Here is a 17,766-nt window from a genome sequence, read left to right as displayed (position 1 = left end):
GGATTTCTTACACGCTCCGTCCCAGTCCGGGTTCCCTCAAATAGCGAGCCCGAATCCCCCCAGGAGAAACAGCTTCCTCCCGACGTTCAAATCCCAAACCGGCCGCTGCAGTGCCGCTGGCAGAAGGAATGACCGTTATTCCCCCGCTGTCACCTTCGGAAAACAGCCGCTCGTCAGCTGCTGCGACCAGATATTTGGCTTCTTTAAAACCGCTCAGCGCCGCGTCCAGATCTTCTCTGGAGCGCTCCGCTTCTTCAAGGACTTGCCGCCCGTGGAGCCACGCGCCGGAAAACGCCCGACTCCGAGAGGCGGCGATGAGTGGCACGACGAGACCATCGGCCGGAAACGACCGGGCCAGCACTTCAAGCGACGACAGCGGAACCACTGGCACTCCGAGAGCAAACGCCAGCGCGCTCCCGTAGGCCAAGCCGATTCGCAGGGCCGTGAAGTAACCGGGGCCAACCGTCAGGGCCACAGCAGTCACGCCGGATAGCTGAAATTCGGCCAGATTCATCAGCGCCTCAACCGCCAGAGGCAACTGAGCCGCCTGACGGCGTCCCAAGTTCAGCTCCATCTGGCCAACCGGACCGTTCCGCCACAGGCCGAGGCAAGTCCACCGATTTGCACAGTCGATTGAAAGAATCGTCTCAGTCGCCACGGCAGACCTCCGCTCGAAGTTTTTCCAACGCTTCGCAGGCCAAGCGTCCTGAAGAGCTCAGACGAACGTTCCGCCCCGAATCGGCGCAGGTCAGCTGAATGCGCCACCACTCGGGAAACTCAGCCGCCCTCAGCCGGTCGGGCCACTCGATCGCCAAGATCCAACCGTCGGAAAGGTAATCGCTCAGCCCGAAGTCCCGCTCGTCCACGTCCTCCAGCCGGTACAGGTCAACGTGCGCCAAAGGCTGGCGAGCCGGATACTCGTTGACGATCGCAAAGGTCGGACTGGACGGTCTGTCCCAGCCCAAGGCCCGACACATCCCCGTCACAAGGGTCGTCTTGCCTGCCCCGAGATCGCCTTCAAGGAAAATAGCCAGCCCCGGGAACGCGCAGCGGGCGAGCATCTCGCCGAGACGAACCGTCTCGTCCGGCGTAGCCAGAAAGAGAGAAAAACTTTCTCCGCCGGTCATGAGCAGACCTCGTTCAGGCACTGGGGCAGCTCGTCGGCAATTTCCTGAGCCAGACGTCCGTCAGCTCCGAGCCGCTCTGTCAGCCGGTCGCCGGCTCGTCCGTGACACCAGCCCGCGACGACAAGGGCCGCTTCGCAGTCCAGACCGGCGGCCAGCATGGCGCCGACAGCGCCGCTCAGCACGTCGCCCGAACCGGGGACGGCCAGCACCCGACCGCCCGCCTCGATAACCGATATCTTTTCTCCGGCGACCAGCGAGCCAGGGCCCTTCAAAAGCGTCGGCCCAAACAGTCCGGCCAGCCGGCGGGCGCCTTCGGCCCGACGATCGGGAGCGCTTTCAAAATCCCAGCCGCCGAGAAGCCGCGCCGCCTCCCCTTCGTGAGGCGTCAGGCACCGTCTCCCAGAAGATGTGCCCAGCCGAGGAAGGAAGCTGAGCCCGTCGCCGTCCCAGACGCTTGAGCCGTCAAAGCCGGCCGCCGCCGCGGCTACCTCCTCGGCTCGGCCATCCCGGCCAAGCCCGGGGCCCACGATCATCGCCCGACAGCGATCTTTCCAGCGGCTCAGGACTGACGCCGCGTCGCTTCCATCGTCAAGCCGCTCGAGGATGGCATCCGGCAGGGACGCCGCAGCCGCGTCGAGCACCGAAGAGCTGGACGCCAAAACGACCAGCCCCGCCCCAGCGCGGAGCGCCCCGCGGGCAGAAAGCAGAGCCGCGCCGCGGTATCGATCGCTCCCGGCAAAAATCAGCACGCCGCCGCGGGTTCCCTTGTGCGCCCAGTTAGGACAGCGCGGAGCCAAAGCGGCCACGTCAGAGCGTTCAAGCCCACACAGCGCCGGCTCTTCTAACTGATCGGCCTCGCCAAAACAAAGGGCATGAAGTTTCACCCGGCCGCAGGCCGTCCGACGGGAACCGCTAGCGCAGGAAGCCTTGTACGCCGCTATAGACGACGTGAAAGCCGCCTGAACCCAAGGGCCGCCGCTCTCGATCCCCGACGGCAGGTCTATTGAAAGACACGGCGCGGCCGAGCGGTTCAGCAGGCCGATCAGCCGACGTATCTCGCCGCGAGGCTCACCGGTTGTCCCAGTGCCGAGCAGCCCGTCAAGGACCACGTCAGAGGCGTCAAACGCCCGAAGAACCTCTTCATCGCTTAAACGGCCGGACGCTTCCCATCTGACAGAGGACGGAACAAACCGGGCAAAGACTGCCCCGTCGCCTTTCAGCGCCTCCCGATCGCGAGTCAGAAGAATTGTCACAGCCCAACCGGAAAGGGCCAGCCGCCGGGCGACCACAATACCGTCGCCGCCGTTGTTGCCAGCCCCAACGCAGATGACTGCCCTGCGCGGCAAGCCATTCGCCGGGAAAAGCTCCAAAACGTCGCGAGCTATTGCGCCGCCGGCGTTTTCCATCAGCACGGCGCTGGGAATCCCCGATGAAATCAACCCCGCGTCGAGCTTCGCGACCGAAGCCGAATCGTAATATTTTTTCATCGGTTCACCTCTCAATCACCACAAATGCTATCGCCTGCCCGCCATCGTGGGACAGCGACAGATGAACTGTCCCCCCGCGGCAGACTTCCTCCGCCCGTCCGGACAGAAGAAGAGACGGCCGGCCGGCCGCGTCCCGGGCCACAGACACGTTATGAAAGCCTATCTCAAGCAGGCCGAGCCCGGCCGCCTTGACAAACGCCTCCCGAGCGGCAAAACGCGCGGCGAAATGGCGGGCCGGGGCAGCCTGACGGAGGCAGTACGCCGCCTCATCAGGCGTGAATACCCGGCGAATAAAAAAATCGTCGGCACAGCATCGCTCCATGCGCACAATTGAGCACAGATCAACGCCTATACCGACGATCATCGCCTCGCTCCCCCCTCGAGAGTCTTTCAGCTTTGTTGCAGTATACCGCTTTTATCTCCAAACAGAAAGGGGTATTTCCAAGTTATTTTTTATTTCATTTATTTTGTCTTTAAAACTACACCATATTCTACTTATAGATTATTCTAACACTTTTTATCGCTGATGACAGCGAACTCAGGTTGTCACGCGACGCCAGTTTGCCCGAGCCAGGACCAGCGGAAAATAATGCTGTTCCTTAGGCCGACGGAGACTAAGTGCTGACGTTACAACGCCTCTTGACGCTTTAAGCTGACACATTTTGTTATCTGCCCGACAAATTGCCGGGTGTTCCACTATTTCAATACCATGAAGCTCCGACCTCATCGCTGAGGTAAACACTAATAACAGCCTGCAAGACAAGATGTAGCGTTTGTGGAAATCAGGGAAGAATCGCTCAGTAGATGGCCTTTGAGTCCATCTGGAGCCCCTCAGCCGCCCGTTCAAGCCGCCCATGCTGCCTCGCTGTTTAGCGGTGCATTTGTTACGCCCCAAACACTGCGCCTGCTCATCAGCATTCAAATCGGTCATCAGTTCGGCTGCCGAGCAAAACGGACGGCTGGTTTTTTCCGCGTTGAACCTCTTCGACTGCCCGCAGCGGCCGCTCGTTATGTTGCCGACGTCCAATAGAAAAGGAATCCTCCGCTCTTTTAGCGACTGACGCAGAAATATCCTCAAAGCATGGGCAAGCGTCAGCCAAAGGCCAGAAAAGGGCTCTTCGGCATCACTACAGCTGTTTGTCAAAGAGAATGGTTCCAACCGTCGTGCCCGCCACCTTGCCCCTTCCTTGTCTCTGCCGGCCGTCCGCCGCATGTACGGTGATTTTTATTTTTCATCAGCGGACAAGCCACCGTCCTATGCACGAAAGCAAGTATTTTTGTGAGAGTACGCAGGCGATCCTCTGAGACTTTCGCTCCATATTTGTTCCCAAAACAAAAAAGCCCCGCCGGAAATAATCCGGCGGGGCTCCTATTCGCAATGGTGGGCGATACAAGACTCGAACTTGTGACCTCTTCCGTGTCAGGGAAGCGCTCTTCCTCTGAGCTAATCGCCCGTACCGGAGCATTTTACCCGACGAGTTCAACGAAGTCAAGCGGCGAAAAACAAGCCGTCCCTATCAAGGGCAAAGGGCCGGGCTCAGCGAGCCCGACCCAGCTGATTACAGGTTATTCAGCCTCTTCGGATTCGGCGGCGGCGGCAGCTTTGTCAGCTGCGACGGTCATGACCTTACGGCCTTTGTAATATCCGCAGGCCGGGCATACCGTGTAGTTTGCCACGGGTTCGCCGCAGTGAGAGCAGGCCGTCGTCTCAGGGCTGTTCAGAGCTCCGAGCCAGTGGGCTTTGCGCAGGTGTGTTCTGCGGTGGGATGTTTTACCCTTCGGGGTTGCCATTACTCGTTCCCTCCTTTTCCGCTTTGAAAAGATCGGCGAAGACCTGCATTCTGGGGTCGGCCGTGGAGCCGTAGCGCTCAACCGCATCTTCACAGCCGCCTTCACACGAAACGTAGGGCGGCAGCGAGCAGATGAAGCACTCCCATGCCAGATCGCCGAGGTCTATCGGGCCAGTTAGCCGAGCGACCGGGACGAGTACAGCCTCATCACCGGCCCCTGAGCCGGCGGAGCTTTCCTCTCCAAGTACGTCGGATCGCAAGATAAAAGAATACATGAAGTCGTCCTGAATTGCAACACCAACTTGACGGAGACATCTCCGGCATGGGGTGATAATTCGGCAGGACAGTGACAGGATCAAGAGAACCGAGCCGTTCTGACGGCTCATTTTGGCGGTGATTTGGGCCGGTTCGCTCAGCGAATACTCAGCGCCGCCAACCGTTATCGGCTCTGCCAAGCCGAGGTTCCACTGAAAAGAATTTTCGGATCCCGGCGCCTCGTCCGGAAAGAGGGCCGGCGCGTGCCAGGCTTCGTGCCGTTCCTCAGTCATGGCTTCTACCGTCCGGAGATGATCCGCAGGGTGTCCCGGGCAATGACCAGCTCTTCATTGGTGGGAACCACCATGACGGTCACAGGCGCGCCCTCGGGGCTGATGATCCGCTCTTTGCCGCGGAAGTCGTTCTTGGCCGCATCGACTTTGATTCCCAAAAATTCCAGCCCTTCGGCAACGGACGCGCGGACTTCCGGGCTGTTCTCGCCGATGCCGGCGGTGAACACCAGAACGTCAATGCCGCCCATGGCGGCCGCGTAGGCGCCGATGTACTTGCGGATGCCGTAGCAGAGCATGTTGTAAGCGAGCGTGCACCGAGCGTCGCCGGCCTTCATGCCCTCTTCGATGTCCCGCATGTCGCTGCTTTTGCCGGAAATGCCCTGCAGTCCGCTCTCTTTGTTGAGAATCTTGTCAGCCTTTTCGGCGCCTTCTTTGGCGGCAATGTAGGTGACGACGGACGGGTCAACGTCGCCGCAGCGGGTGCCCATGACGAGGCCGGCGACAGGGGTGAAGCCCATGGACGTGTCAACGCTCTTGCCGTTTTTGACCGCCGTGACCGAGCTGCCGTTGCCCAGATGGCAGGTGACGATTTTGAGGTCCTGGATCGGCTTGCCGAGAATCTCTGCGGCCCGATGGGACACAAACAGGTGGCTCGTGCCGTGGAAGCCGTAGCGGCGAACTTTCGCGTCTTTGTAATACCCGTAGGGAACGGCGTACATGTACGCGTAGTCGGGCATGGTCTGGTGGAACGCGGTGTCGAACACGCCGACCTGAGGCACGTTCGGCAGGGAGGCGCTGATGGCTTCGATGCCGATGATGTTGGCCGGGTTGTGAAGGGGCGCCAGGGGAATGCACTCTTTCAGGGCCGCCATGACGGCGTCGTCCAAGCGAACGGAGCAGGAGAATTTTTCTCCGGCGTGAACGACTCGGTGGCCGACTGCGCCCAGTTCGTCAAGGCTCTTGATCGCCCCGTGCTGTTTATCCAACAGGGCTTTGAGCACCAGCGAGACGGCGACTTTGTGATCCGGAATAGGCTGTTCAACCAGAACGGCTTCCTGCCCCGTCCGGGTGTGCTTGAGCCGTGAACCGTCGATACCGATTCGCTCAACGAGCCCTTTGGCCAGCACGCTTTCGTCGGCCATGTCGAAAAGCTGGTACTTCAGAGACGAGCTGCCGCAGTTGATAACCAAAATCTTCATGACAGAACCTCCTCGACTGTATGTCCCGATTCTCTCGGTGGGGTACAATTAAGCGACGAAACAGAGTTCTTCCCGAAGGGAGTTTCGCCTATGGAACCTGTGGTAGGCATTGTGGCCGAGTACAACCCGTTTCATTTCGGGCACGCCCGGCAAATCGAACAGTTAAAGCGTCAAACCGTCGTCAACGCGACGATCGCGGTGATGTCAGGCTATTTTACCCAGCGAGGACTCCCGGCGGTGGCCGCCCCTCACAAGCGCGCCGAAGCGGCAGTCCGCTGCGGGATAGACCTTGTTATTGAGCTTCCGCTGCCGTTTTGCTCGTTCAACGCGGGCGTCTTCGCCGCCGGGGCGGTGAAACTGCTTCAGGCGACTGGCGTGGTGACGGCGCTCAGCTTTGGCATGGAAACTCCCGGCGAGCCGCTGAGGGAAACGGCTTCTATTTTAGTTCACGAAAGTGCCGCTTTCAAGGCGGCTCTTCGGCAAAACTTGGACAGCGGCGCTTCTTACGCCGTGTCCCGAGCCCAAGCGGCGCAAGCCGAGCTCGGCCGCCCCAGCCCGCTTTTTTCCTCTCCCAACAACCTTCTCGCCTTGTCGTACGTCGAGGCGGCGCTGCGTCAGGGCTGGAATCCAGATCTGTTCCCAATTCAGCGGGAAGGCGCCGGGTATTCGGACAGCCGGCCGTGCGGCCGCCTTTCGAGCGCGGCGGCCGTGCGCGCGCTGCTCGCCGAGAACCGGACCGATGAGGCTCTGGTCTGCGTACCCGCCCCGTCGGCCGAAATTTTAAAATGTTGTCTCAGGGGCGGAAGGGCTGTGACGGACACGAAGCGTTATTGGACGGCGCTGAAAGTCCTCCTCCACCGGGAGACGAGCGAGTCGCTGCAAAGCTACGCCGAGTTCGGCGAGGGAATAGAAAACGCCCTGCTGGACGCCTACGAGGACGCCCCGACCGTCGAAGAGCTGGTGGAGCGGCTATCCACCCGCCGATACCCGAGGACGCGGCTTTTCCGTCAGCTGCTGTACGTCTTTTTAGGGCTGAAGCAGCCGGAAAACAAAGCGTTCCAGTCCGCCGGGCCGCAGTGGATTCGGCCGTTGGCCGCTTCCCCAAACGGAAGGCGTCTTTTGGCTCAAATGAGAGACGCGGCGCACCTGCCGGTCGTTTCCCGGCTGGGCGACGTTCCTCACAGCGACATTGCCCAGAGCATGGCGCTTCTTGGCCTCAGGGGCGCGAAACTTTGGGAAGAGCTGACCGACGCCCCGCGCAGCAGGGACGTGCTGAAAGAGCACTTTATTCTTGCCGATCCGTGCCCCTGAACGGCAGAAACCTCTCGCGAAGACGGCGGTAAACGCCCGGAGGAACCATGTTCTGCACGGCGCCGCCGAACCGAAACACGTCCTTGACGGCGTGACTGGACAGGTAGGAGTAACGGGCCTCGGTGACGATAAAGAGCGTTTCAATTTCAGGCGCCAGCTGGCGGTTCATCTGGGCCATCTGAAACTCGTACTCGAAGTCGGATAGAGCCCGCAAGCCTCGGACGACAACCCGGCACTGAATTTGACGCATGAAGTCGACAAGCAGCCCTTCAAAGGCGTTCACCCTCACGTTCGGCAGGTGGCTCAGCGCTTCTTGAGCCATTTCCTGCCGCTCCTCGATGCTGAACGCCGATTTTTTCTGCGGGTTGACCAGAATCGACACGTACAGTTCTTCAAACAAGGCGGCGGCGCGCTCGGCAATGAACACGTGGCCGTTGGTAATCGGGTCGAACGAGCCCGGATAGATGGCCCTCAGCTGACTGGACACGTCACTCCCCCTCTCCGCGGCGGCGCAGGAACGTCAGACAGCTGATCCCGTACCGACGCTCGTCGGTCTGTACCCATGCCGTTTTCTCTAAGTGAACGCTTTCGTCGGCTTGATGTTCCAAAATGACGCACCCGCCGTCGCGAAGGAGCTCCGGATACCCGGCCAGAATGCCCGGCAGCGTCTCCATCCACCCGGCGTTGTAGGGCGGATCGGCGAAGATGACGTCAAACGTCTGTGCGTGTTTTGAGAGCCACTTGAGCGCCCGACGGACGTCGAGAGCTAAGCAGAGGTGGCTGTTGTTCCCCAGCCGCGCCTGTATCGCCGCCGCCCGGCTCCGAACGGTTTCCACCGTCACGACGTCGGCACCTCGGTCCCTCATGGTCTCGGCGACGCGGCCTGATCCGGAAAACAGGTCGAGGAAACGGCGACCGCTCATAGGCCCTAAAATGCTGGCAAGAGCCAAAAGCGTTTTGCCCGTCGTGGGCCTCATCTCTTTCATGATTTACGACACCAGACCGGCTAGATCGGCCAAGGCTCCTCTCACGGACGGCGTCAAGTACGGCAGGTGTATCCCGTCGAGCTTCACCAGCAGGCCGTCGTCCCGACGAACGACTTTAAAGTAAAATTTCTGCTCAAACCCGTCGTCGGTGCAGATCGCCTCGACCAGCGCGGCGTCCTCTCCCGTCCAGACGGAATGGAACGCCCAAAAGCCGGACTGTTCCCCGCCGGCTTCGCCTGTGCGGCCTACCCGACCGCGGACTGCCTGAGCCAACGCGTCCGGATCGAACGAGCTTCCGGGAACGTGAACGTGCATCGCGTCTTCTCCTTTCGGCCCTGTCAGCCGCTGAACCGTCCAGGGAGCTTTTTTGACGAAATACAGATGGTGAATGTCCTTGCCCTCTTCCAGCCAGCGCTTCTCGTATTTTGTGGTGATTTCCCGCCGGTGGTTCAGAAGGCGTTTTTCAAGCGACAGCGCCGGGTGAGAGCCCAAGACGGACGCCACTTCGTCGGCGTACCAGCCTTCGTCGGTGGCCAGCTCAAAGACGCCGCCTAAAGCGAGAACCGCCGCCAGCGTGGAAGAGAAACCTTCCGCCGTGACGCGGCGTTTGGCGTGCCGTTCTTTTGGCCACGGGCACGGGAAGCTCATGTAAATTCTCTCGAACGTCCCGTCGGGAAAGCACTCCCGAAGGAGAAACCGGGCGTCCCCTAAAAGAATACGAACGTTTGGCAAGCCCTGACGCCGCACCCGCGTCAGGGCTTTTTCGACGCAGGTCATGGAAACTTCCAAGCCCACCACCGTCGCGTCCGGGCGGCGGGAAGCGAGGTGGGTCATAAACTCACCGTTGCCGAAGCCAATCTCAGCGATGACCGGCGGCGTCAGCTCGGGCAGCTGGGCTCCAGCGTCCGGCGACAGGAGAATTTCTCCCCGTCTCACAGGCCAAACGCCTCCCGCAGCTGAGCTTCAAGGTCGCCGTTCTGGTACTCTTCCAGCCGGCCGGCGTCGCTTAACGCGGTCAGTTTCGGGTCCATCGGGACGCGGGCAACCGTCTTGACGCCGTAGTTCTTTTCAATAGCCTCCCTGTGGCTGCTCCCCAGCGGCTCCCAGACCTCGCCGCAGTGCGGACAGACCGTGTAGCTCATGTTCTCCACCAGCCCGAGAAGCGGCACTTGCAGCATCTGGGCCAAGGCGATCTGCTTTTGAACGATAGTCGCCGCCAAGCTCTGCGGGGTCGTGACGGCCAGCAGGCCGTCAACCGGAATCATTTGGAGAACCGTGATCGGCGCGTCGGCCGTTCCGGGCGGCAGGTCGATCAGCAGGCAGTCCAGTCCCTGCCATACCACGTCCTGCCAGAACTGTTTTATGACGCCGGTAATCATCGGCCCGCGCCATACCACCGGCTGCCGGTTGTCTTCCAGAACTAAACTGGCTGACATCACGCCGATGCCGGTTGAGCTGACCGACGGGATAATTTTTTCGTTTTCGTCCACCAGCGGGCGAGCCGTGACGCCCAGCAGATTGGGAATCGACGGGCCGGTCAAGTCGGCGTCAAGAACGCCGACCGAAAGGCCCTGACGGCGCAGGGCTACCGCACAGAGCGCCGTTACAGTGCTCTTGCCGACGCCGCCTTTGCCGCTCCCCACGGCAATGATCCGTTTGACGCCCCGCCGGTCCTTGACGAACCCGGCGCACCCGGCATGGGAACAAGAACTGCACGAACCCGAACAACCTGACATCTACCCCACATCTCCTTCCGCCTCGCTTGTCCCCACGCGGGAGACCAAGTTGGGCCGAACCGAAACTTTCGCCGGCCTGCAGCCCCGGCCGAAGACGCAGTTCAGCAGCAGCCGGCCGGACAGCACGCCAAGCTCCGCGGCGGGCAGCTCGACACGCCATGGAGCGTTCCAATCCCAAGCTCCCTGAGGAACGCAAGCCAGCTCTGGCCGTTCGCCTTCGATCGGGCTGGACAGCCCATCCCAAATGACAAGAGGAGCCCCCTCTGCAGCGCCGTCGGCCGCAGCAAGTTCCTCAAGAAAACAGAACGAAGCGTTCGGCCCCTGTCGGTACAGGATCGGCCGTCCGTTGGCCAGCGTCCGCACCTGCCGGAGCAGTTCTTCCCTGTCGGTGCCGATCTGACAGCCGCCAAGCGGAGCGCCGTCGCCCAGGAACACCGCCGGAACGTCAACGGTTTCGCCGTCAGCCCAAGGGCCGAGCCAGATCAGGCCATCAACCCGGCGGGACGTCATGCGGCGCAGGACCGTCGAAGCCCCTCGCCCGTTGCCGTCTATGGAGCTGATCAGCAGGTCAACGCGGGCGCGAGCCAGCACTCGCGAGACGCCGGAAATCAGAGCGCCAGTCCATGACGGACGAAGCGACGCCAAAACAAGCCCAACGACGCCGCTGTGCCGACTGGACAGACCGCTGGCCAAGGCGTTTCTCTCGTAGCCGAGGCGGCGGGCCGCCGCCCAGACGCGAGCGTGAGTCGCCTCGGAAATGCGCCGGTCGCCCCGCAGAGCGCGGCTGACTGTCGCCTTGTTGACCCCAGCCGCTTCGGCAACCTGAGACATGGTCACCTTATCCACGGCGACACCTCCAAACTAAATGGCGACGACGCTGCCGCCGATGAACTCGCGCAGCACCGAGTTGTTGGGCACCAGATGAGCCGACAGCACGGGGACAAAGCGCAGAATGCCCAGCAGGCGCTGGGCTTCGCCGTAGACCGGCGAGCTGTCCTCGATGCGGCGAAGCAGGGGCTCAACCAGCGATTTCAGCACCGCCAATTCGTAGAACAGCACGGAGTTGAACATAGCGTCGGCGTTCTGCTGGTACGGGAAGATGTACTTGTTGCCGCCCCGAATAACCGACGGCCACACTTTGAGCGTTTCCTCCGGCGAGTAGCCGCGCGTCATGTAGTCGCGCACCATTCGGCGCAGTAGCCGGTTGTCGGTCGTGCTCGTCCGGTTGTGCCCGTCAAGGCTGACCCCGGTCATGGGGGCCACAAACAGCCCAAAACGCTGTTCGGCCTTGATCATGCCAACTAACCGATCGTTCAGCGCGTGGAGGCCTTCCATCACGAGAATGCCTTTGTCGCCCAACGAGACGGTCCGCTCGCCGCTTCGGCGGTGACGGGTAAAGTCGAAAATCGGAACTTTCGTGGGACGGCCCTCGACCAGCGACTGGAGGTCCTTTTCCAGCCGCTCCAAGTCCAGAGCCTCGATGGACTCAAAGTCGGGCTCGCCGTGCTCGTCCACCGTGGTGATCTCGTCCAAGTAATAGTCGTCCAAAGACAGCGTAACCGGCAGAGCGCCGGTGATTCGGAGCTGAATTTTGAGGCGTTGAGCCGACGTCGTTTTGCCGGCGCTGGAAGGCCCGGCGATGGCTACCATACGCCTTTCAGGGTCTTTGACGATCTCCTCGGCCAGCTGAGCGAACCGCTGAGAGTGGAGCGCCTCGGCCAACAGAACCACGTCCGCGTCGCCGCCCGAATTAACCACGTCGAACAGATCGGCCATGGTCGTAACGCCGATGGTTTTCAGCCAGTTGCCGAACTCGCTGAACACCCGGCTGACCTTGGGAAGCGGCGTATACGCCGGCAGACCGTCGGGCGAGGCGACCGTCGGGAACCGAAGCGCCAGGCCGTCCTCCAGCGGCTCAACGGAAAAACGGTCCAGCTCACCCATCGAGGGCATCAGGGGGCCGTAGAAACAACAGTACAGGTCGGCGCTGCGGTAAACTTCGACCGGATCGACGGCCGTCAGGGCCAAAAGCTTGGCCGTGTCCTGCTTTCCTTGGGCGTTGAAGATGCGGACGACCTTGTCGAGCGAAAGGATCTCGCGCTGAATCGGCATATCGGCGGCGACAAGCCGTCTGAGTTCCGCGTCAATCGAGGCGACGTCCGACGGGGTCATCGCCGTGCCGTCGTTAAAGACCCAGTACAGCGCGTCGCTGATCGAGTGCCGCACGGTCAGCCCTTTGCCGAGAGCGCGGTGACAGGCCATAATCAGCGCGAAGCTCAAAGTGTTTCGGTACACCCAAACGCCCTCAAACGTGCTGGTGTCCACTGGCGTCACAGCGGCGTCAGCGTCTATCTGCCAGCTGAGAGGCCTCAGATAATGGTTGACCCGCATCGCGACAGCCGGACGAGCCGGTGGGTACAGCGCGAACAACTCCGTCCCCAAGATCGGTTGGTTGAGCTGAACGCTGTTCTGCGACGGAAATTCTACTGTGATGGGCATCAGGTCACCTCTTCGTCAGAGAGTCGGGAGCGGGAGAACAGCCCCGTTTGTTCATTATACTCTATCGGCTCCGCTCTCCGCTGGGGCGCAGGGCGCACAAAAAAAAGCGGCGCTTGGCAGCGCCGCTTCGTTTCATTTCTCTACTGCTCTTCAAACATATCCTTGCCCACGCCGCACTCCGGGCAGACCCAATCGTCCGGAATATCCTCAAACGCCGTGCCGGGAGCAATCCCGCTGTCCGGATCCCCCACTTCCGGGTCGTACACAAAGCCGCATACGGTGCAAACGTACTTCTTCACTGTTTTTCCCCCTCTCAGTTTTCCTGCCTTTTCGATTCCTTACAAGAACAGTTCTTATTATATCACGAGACTTCGTCTTCTCTGCCGCAAGACTGCTGACGGCCCCCTCAGAACCTCTGACATCAGCGCGGCACAAGCTCCGAAACTACAGGCTCAGGTGAATAAATTCCTGCGGCAGAGCGCTGCTGAGCCGTTCGGCCCCGCTCGCCGTGATCAGGTAGTCGTCTTCCAGCCTCAGGCCGCCCCGACCGGGGATATAAATGCCCGGCTCGACGGTGATCACGTCGCCTTCCCGCAGCTCTTCCCCGTAAGCAGGGGACAGGCGTGGGTTCTCGTGAATTTCCAGCCCGAAGCTGTGCCCCAGTCCGTGCCCGAAGTACTGGCCGTACCCGGCCCGGGCGATGATGTTCCGGGCGATCGCGTCAATATCCCGGCCGATGACGCCGGGCTTCAATGCCGCAGCCGCGGTGTTGTGCGCTTCCAACAGCACATCGTGAATCTTGAGGAACTCGGCGTCGGCCACAGGGCCGAGCGAGAAGTTGCGGGTGATGTCGCTTTGATACGCGCCGTATATCGAGCCGTAGTCAACTGTTACCTGCTCGCCCAACTGCATCGTTTTTTTCGACGCTCTGCCGTGAGGCAGGGCACTCCGCACGCCCGAAGCCACGATCATGCCGCCGTCGTGCCAGACGCCTTCGCCGTCCAGCTTCGCGATTTCCAATTCGATAATTTTAGCCAGCTCAGCCTCCTTCATGCCCGGACGGACGGTTTTAAGCGCCGCCAGATACGCGCCGGCCGCGATGTCAGCGGCCCGACGAATCAGGGCAATTTCGCCGGCGTCCTTGTGGCGCCGCTGGGCGGTAATCATGCTGCTGCAGTCTTCCCACTGAACGGGAAGCTCGGAGAGTTGAATGAAGGTCGACGCGGACAGGGCGGCTCCGTCAAAACCACAGCGCTTCAGCCCGAGCTCGCCGACCAAACGCTTGACGGTAACGGCGTGGTTTTCGCCTGTTTTTTGGGTCTGAAGCTCCAGAGGCGACGTCTCGCTGGCCTGAAGGGTGTATCGGGAGTCGGTCGCCAAAATTGCCCGATCATGAGTGATGACGACTGTCGCGCTGGTGCCCTGATATCCGCTGTAGTAGAAAGCGTTCACCCACCCCAGCTTTTCCGCGTCAATCAGTACCAGCGCGTCCAGCTTCCGTTCAGCCAAGTTCCGGCGCAGTTCGCCGATCCGTGCCCAAATGTGTTCCAAGTTGAACCTCCCCTTTCTCCTTCAGTCCGTCAGGCTCTGACCAACAGCCCCCAGAGTTCTTCATCCGCCGACGGCTCCCAGTTGTTCGTCCCTTCGGTGACCTCGCCCACGAGGGCAGCTTCAATGCCCGACCGCTTCAGTTCACCCATCAGCTCAGCGGCGTCGTTTTCCGGAACCACGGCCAGCAGCGCACCCGACGAGATGAGCTTGAGCGGGTCAAACCCCAGAGCGTCCGCCGCCCGCCGGGTCAGCGGGTGAAGCGGCAGAGCGTCCCAGTCCAGATGAACTGCCAGCCCGCCGAGGCGGCTGATTTCCGTCAGGCCGCCCAAGAAACCGCCTTCGGTCGGATCGTGCATAAAATGCGCCCGAGAGCGCAGGATTTTGGACTCGGGCAGCACGGAAAGACGGCCGCGCCAGTCTGCTGTCTGAGCGATTTCCTCTGACGTCATCGACGGTTTTAACAGATCCGGCCGATCGGACGCGAGAATCGCCATTCCCTCAAGTCCCAAGTGCTTGGTGATGATCAGCCTGTCGCCGGGCCGAATCCGGCCCGCCTGAAGGTCCCACTCGGTTGTCCCGATCATGGTTCCGACGATCACCGGCCAGTCATATCGGTCTGTCAGCTCGGTGTGTCCGCCCACCACCGCCACGTTGAGCTCCCGGCAGGCCTGATCGACCTGCTCCATGACCTCCGACGCCCAGTTCCGCCCCAGTTTGACCGGGACGATCAGCGTGACGACCAAAAAGGCCGGATCCCCGCCTTTGCAGGCGATATCATTGGCGTTGACTTGGACGAGATACCGCCCGGCGCCGTTTGACGCGCCCACAATAGGGTCGCTAGTCACGACGAGCCGGCGGCCCGCCGGCCAGTCGATAACCGCCGCGTCCTCTCCAAGCCCCGGACCAACGCGAACCTCGGGCCGAGGCGCGCCAGTCCAGCGAAGAACGGACTGTTGGAGGACGTCCGGCGGCAGCTTGCCAACCCGATCCACTATCCCGCTCATGCGATTTTCCCTTCTCTCCGCCGGGACGCCAGACTGAAAAGACAGCCGCAGTAATCCTGCCGGTACAGACCTAATCGGCGGCAGATTTCGGCCGAACGGGCCGCGCCGTTGTTCCGGCGCCAAATACGCTCTTCCCAATAAAGACCCTGCCGCTCGGCAATACTTCTCCCCAGTCGGTTAATCAGCTCCGGCGACTTCTGCCGGCTTGACGTCAGCGACGTGCAGAGCGCGTCAAAGCCGCCCTGGCGGGCCGCGTCAGCCGCCGCTTGAAGTTGCAGGGCAAAACACTTTTCACACCGGGCGCCGCCTTCCGGTTCCCGCTCCAACCCGCGGACTGCCGCAAACCACCCTTCAGGCGCCCACGGGCGCAGCAGAGCCGGACCGTCTAGCGCTTTGGACAGCTGGACGACCGCTTCCCGGCGGCGAACCCATTCGCCGTACGGGTGAATGTTCGCCCCCCAGAAGAACGCCGTCACGTCCCAGCCCTCTGCCAAGAGGTCGGTCCAGCCGACTGTTCCGCAGGGCGCACAGCACAGGTGAAGCAGAAGTCTCCCTTTTGCCGCTTTAATCATCGAATCAGCCGGGCGAACCTTTCGGCGACGGACTGCCCGTCAAGTTCCATCTGAGCGTACACGTCCGAACTGGGACCCGACATGCCGTAGTGGGTCACACCAAGCCGAAGGGCTCGGCCGGTCAGCCCCAGCTCGCTCGCCCGAGCCAGCCACAAGCTTCCCATGCCGGTTCGGGCGTTGTGGTCTTCAAGCGTCAGCACCGCCCCGGTCTCGAACGCCTCTTTCAGCGTTTCGTCACAGCAGACCAACGGGCAGCTCACCGAGTAGACCGACACCTGAATCCCTTTTTGAGCCAGCAGCGCCGCCGCCTCGAGAGCCTGATTCGCCATGGCGCCGAGCGCGAGAATCGCCCCGTTTTTCCCCTCTCGCAGACGGACGACGTCGCCGTAAACGAACGGCTTCTCAAATGCCGGTCGGCCGTCCAACTCCAGGACCGGCAGTTTGCTCCGTCCCATAGCCAAGCAGACGTTGCCGCCTTCCTGAACGGCCCAGCGCAGCGCCCGGTCGGTCTGGTTCGCGTCCGCTGGGACGATCAGCTTCCAGCCGAAGCAGTTCGCCGCCAGAGCCACGTAGTCGATGCACTGGTGCGTCTTTCCGTCTTCGCCCACGTCCAGCCCCACGTGAGTCAGCGCCAAGGTCAGGTTCGTCTCGTTGATGTCGTTGAGCCGCTGCTGGTTATAGGCTTCCACAAGGGCGAACATGCCAAACCCGGCGAACACAGAGGCCGCCCCGGCAATCGACGACGAGCCCGCGGCCGTCGCGGTCGAGTGCTCCTGAATGCCGCCCTGGACGAACCACTCGGGAAATTTTTTGGAGAAGTCGGCGGTTTTCACCGAGCCGGCCAGATCACAGTCGAACACGAGAAGCGGACCGCCGCCGTTTTCCTTCGTCGCCGCGCCGACGTCGCTCAGCGCGTTGCCGAACCCGGAACGGCAGTCGACCTTTTCACCCAGCTTGTAGACCCGCGGCGCCCCCACGTTCAAAGCCGGGCGAGGCCTGTCCATTTTCGCCCCAGCCGTCCGGACGGACGAGCTGTTCGCCATGGCGACCAAGTCAGGCGCTTTCAGTTCGTCCATCGCTTGGCGGTACAGATCTCCGGTAGCCGCCTTGCCGTGGTAATCCGGCCGGTCTTCCATGAACGACACGCCCTGTCCCATGGTGGTGCGACAGATTAAAACCGTCGGCCGATCGGACAGCGACGCCTGGCGAAGCCCAGCGTACAGGGACGGGAAATTATCACCGTCGCACTCGATGACCTGCCAGCCGTCGGCCTCCCAGATCTGCCGCAGGTGAATCGGCATTACGTCTTCCACCCGACCGGAAATTTGAATGTCGTTGGCGTCGACCAGCGCCGTCACGGGCAGATTTCTTGCCGCGATCAGCCGACGGGCCTCAGCCAGCTGGCCTTTGCCCTGCTCGCCGTCGCCCATGAGGACGTACACTCTTGACTTGTTTTTCCGCGCCGTTTGAGCCAAGGCGAACCCGGCCCCGGCCGAAAGGCCTTGGCCAAGGTCGCCGGAACTCCAGTCTATTCCGGGGACGTCCCGCTCCACGTGCCCCTGAAAGAGTGATCCGCAGCGCCGGAACTCCCGCACGGCGTCCAAACCGTCAACAAACCCGTAGTACGCCAGCGTCGCGTACGCGGCCGGGGACGTGTGGCCGTGACTGATCGCGATGTAATCCCGATCAAGGTCCGCCGCGTTGTCCGGCGTCAAGTTCGCGACGCCGTACGCGGCCATATACATTTTCATGCTGGACAGGGACCCGGCCGGGTGTCCGCTGTTCGCCCGCGTCGTCATCGCCACCGCGAGCGCCCGGCAGACCCGAGCCGCGTTTTCCAGATCAGCCACCACGTCAGCCGGCAGGCTTTCGTAAGGGAACCCTCTCATGTTGACTCTGCGCCCGAACAAATCGCTCATCGCCGTCTCGCTCCTCGCTTTATAAAATTCTGACGCC

The 17,766-nt window shown here is 61.6% G+C and carries 19 protein-coding genes and 1 tRNA gene; 1 reads left to right on the top strand and 19 read right to left on the bottom strand.

Translation table 11 applies throughout. The features are described from left to right. Positions 1-7: 7 nt before the first annotated feature. The 8 genes from tsaB to JONANDRAFT_RS02810 form a co-directional block, all read right to left on the bottom strand. Positions 8-658, bottom strand: coding sequence for a tRNA (adenosine(37)-N6)-threonylcarbamoyltransferase complex dimerization subunit type 1 TsaB (gene tsaB / locus JONANDRAFT_RS02845; protein ID WP_008522706.1), 651 nt, complete (start codon positions 656-658; stop codon positions 8-10). Next, entirely contained in the window at positions 648-1,127 is a 480-nt protein-coding gene (gene tsaE, locus JONANDRAFT_RS02840) for a tRNA (adenosine(37)-N6)-threonylcarbamoyltransferase complex ATPase subunit type 1 TsaE (RefSeq protein WP_008520736.1), read from the bottom strand. Before tsaE ends, tsaB begins: the two co-directional genes overlap by 11 nt. Then, complete coding sequence (locus JONANDRAFT_RS02835; protein WP_008522705.1) at positions 1,124-2,614, bottom strand: NAD(P)H-hydrate dehydratase; 1,491 nt, start codon at positions 2,612-2,614, stop codon at positions 1,124-1,126. The genes tsaE and JONANDRAFT_RS02835 overlap by 4 nt, the downstream gene beginning before the upstream one ends. A 4-nt stretch (positions 2,615-2,618) precedes the next feature. Further along, positions 2,619-2,978, bottom strand: a complete 360-nt coding sequence (gene acpS / locus JONANDRAFT_RS02830) for a holo-ACP synthase (RefSeq protein ID WP_008520732.1) — start codon at positions 2,976-2,978, stop codon at positions 2,619-2,621. 1,015 nt (positions 2,979-3,993) lie between these two features. Next, positions 3,994-4,068, bottom strand: a tRNA-Val gene (locus JONANDRAFT_RS02825). A gap of 112 nt (positions 4,069-4,180) precedes the next feature. Then, positions 4,181-4,405, bottom strand: coding sequence for a 50S ribosomal protein L32 (gene rpmF, locus JONANDRAFT_RS02820; protein WP_008522703.1), 225 nt, complete (start codon positions 4,403-4,405; stop codon positions 4,181-4,183). Next, a complete protein-coding gene (locus JONANDRAFT_RS02815; protein WP_008520726.1) occupies positions 4,386-4,952 on the bottom strand; it encodes a YceD family protein in 567 nt (188 codons plus the stop codon). Before JONANDRAFT_RS02815 ends, rpmF begins: the two co-directional genes overlap by 20 nt. A gap of 5 nt (positions 4,953-4,957) precedes the next feature. Further along, positions 4,958-6,151 (bottom strand): acetate kinase, encoded by a 1,194-nt coding sequence (locus JONANDRAFT_RS02810; protein WP_008520725.1) that lies wholly within the window; start codon positions 6,149-6,151, stop codon positions 4,958-4,960. Between the two features lie 90 nt (positions 6,152-6,241). On the opposite strand from JONANDRAFT_RS02810, the gene JONANDRAFT_RS02805 reads away from it, so the two are divergent. Then, positions 6,242-7,462, top strand: coding sequence for a tRNA(Met) cytidine acetate ligase (locus JONANDRAFT_RS02805; protein ID WP_008522702.1), 1,221 nt, complete (start codon positions 6,242-6,244; stop codon positions 7,460-7,462). On the opposite strand, the gene coaD is transcribed toward JONANDRAFT_RS02805, so the two are convergent. From coaD to JONANDRAFT_RS02750, 11 genes are all read right to left on the bottom strand, one after another. After that, positions 7,437-7,949 carry a pantetheine-phosphate adenylyltransferase gene (gene coaD / locus JONANDRAFT_RS02800; protein ID WP_008520723.1) on the bottom strand — a complete coding sequence of 171 codons (513 nt, stop codon included), beginning with the start codon at positions 7,947-7,949 and terminating at the stop codon, positions 7,437-7,439. The genes JONANDRAFT_RS02805 and coaD overlap by 26 nt on opposite strands. Position 7,950: 1 nt before the next feature. Beyond that, positions 7,951-8,439, bottom strand: a complete 489-nt coding sequence (locus JONANDRAFT_RS02795; protein WP_233417419.1) for an RsmD family RNA methyltransferase — start codon at positions 8,437-8,439, stop codon at positions 7,951-7,953. A 12-nt stretch (positions 8,440-8,451) separates the two neighbouring features. Beyond that, entirely contained in the window at positions 8,452-9,384 is a 933-nt protein-coding gene (trmB, locus tag JONANDRAFT_RS02790; protein WP_008522701.1) for a tRNA (guanosine(46)-N7)-methyltransferase TrmB, read from the bottom strand. Then, the gene (locus JONANDRAFT_RS02785) at positions 9,381-10,184 is read right to left on the bottom strand and encodes a P-loop NTPase (RefSeq protein ID WP_008520720.1); all 804 of its coding nucleotides are present in this window, start codon (positions 10,182-10,184) and stop codon (positions 9,381-9,383) included. The genes trmB and JONANDRAFT_RS02785 overlap by 4 nt, the downstream gene beginning before the upstream one ends. Then, the gene (locus JONANDRAFT_RS02780) at positions 10,185-11,030 is read right to left on the bottom strand and encodes a LacI family DNA-binding transcriptional regulator (protein WP_008522700.1); all 846 of its coding nucleotides are present in this window, start codon (positions 11,028-11,030) and stop codon (positions 10,185-10,187) included. It lies immediately after the preceding gene. Positions 11,031-11,045: 15 nt separating this feature from the next. After that, complete coding sequence (locus JONANDRAFT_RS02775) at positions 11,046-12,683, bottom strand: nucleoside kinase (protein ID WP_008520718.1); 1,638 nt, start codon at positions 12,681-12,683, stop codon at positions 11,046-11,048. 140 nt (positions 12,684-12,823) lie between these two features. Continuing rightward, on the bottom strand, positions 12,824-12,982 hold the full coding sequence (gene rd, locus JONANDRAFT_RS02770) for a rubredoxin (protein WP_008520715.1): 159 nt from the start codon (positions 12,980-12,982) through the stop codon (positions 12,824-12,826). 145 nt (positions 12,983-13,127) lie between these two features. Continuing rightward, positions 13,128-14,234 (bottom strand): M24 family metallopeptidase, encoded by a 1,107-nt coding sequence (locus JONANDRAFT_RS02765; RefSeq protein ID WP_008522699.1) that lies wholly within the window; start codon positions 14,232-14,234, stop codon positions 13,128-13,130. 29 nt (positions 14,235-14,263) lie between these two features. Beyond that, positions 14,264-15,238, bottom strand: a complete 975-nt coding sequence (locus tag JONANDRAFT_RS02760; protein WP_008520711.1) for an AIR synthase family protein — start codon at positions 15,236-15,238, stop codon at positions 14,264-14,266. Beyond that, entirely contained in the window at positions 15,235-15,810 is a 576-nt protein-coding gene (locus JONANDRAFT_RS02755) for an epoxyqueuosine reductase QueH (protein WP_008520709.1), read from the bottom strand. The genes JONANDRAFT_RS02760 and JONANDRAFT_RS02755 overlap by 4 nt, the downstream gene beginning before the upstream one ends. Further along, complete coding sequence (locus JONANDRAFT_RS02750; RefSeq protein ID WP_008522698.1) at positions 15,807-17,729, bottom strand: transketolase; 1,923 nt, start codon at positions 17,727-17,729, stop codon at positions 15,807-15,809. The genes JONANDRAFT_RS02755 and JONANDRAFT_RS02750 overlap by 4 nt, the downstream gene beginning before the upstream one ends. Between the last annotated feature and the right edge of the window lie 37 nt (positions 17,730-17,766).

The organism is Jonquetella anthropi DSM 22815, from assembly GCF_000237805.1.
Taxonomy (GTDB): Bacteria; Synergistota; Synergistia; order Synergistales; family Dethiosulfovibrionaceae; genus Jonquetella; species Jonquetella anthropi.
The sequence above is the reverse complement of the archived record's forward strand: the minus strand, read 5'-3'. Positions and strand labels throughout refer to the sequence as shown.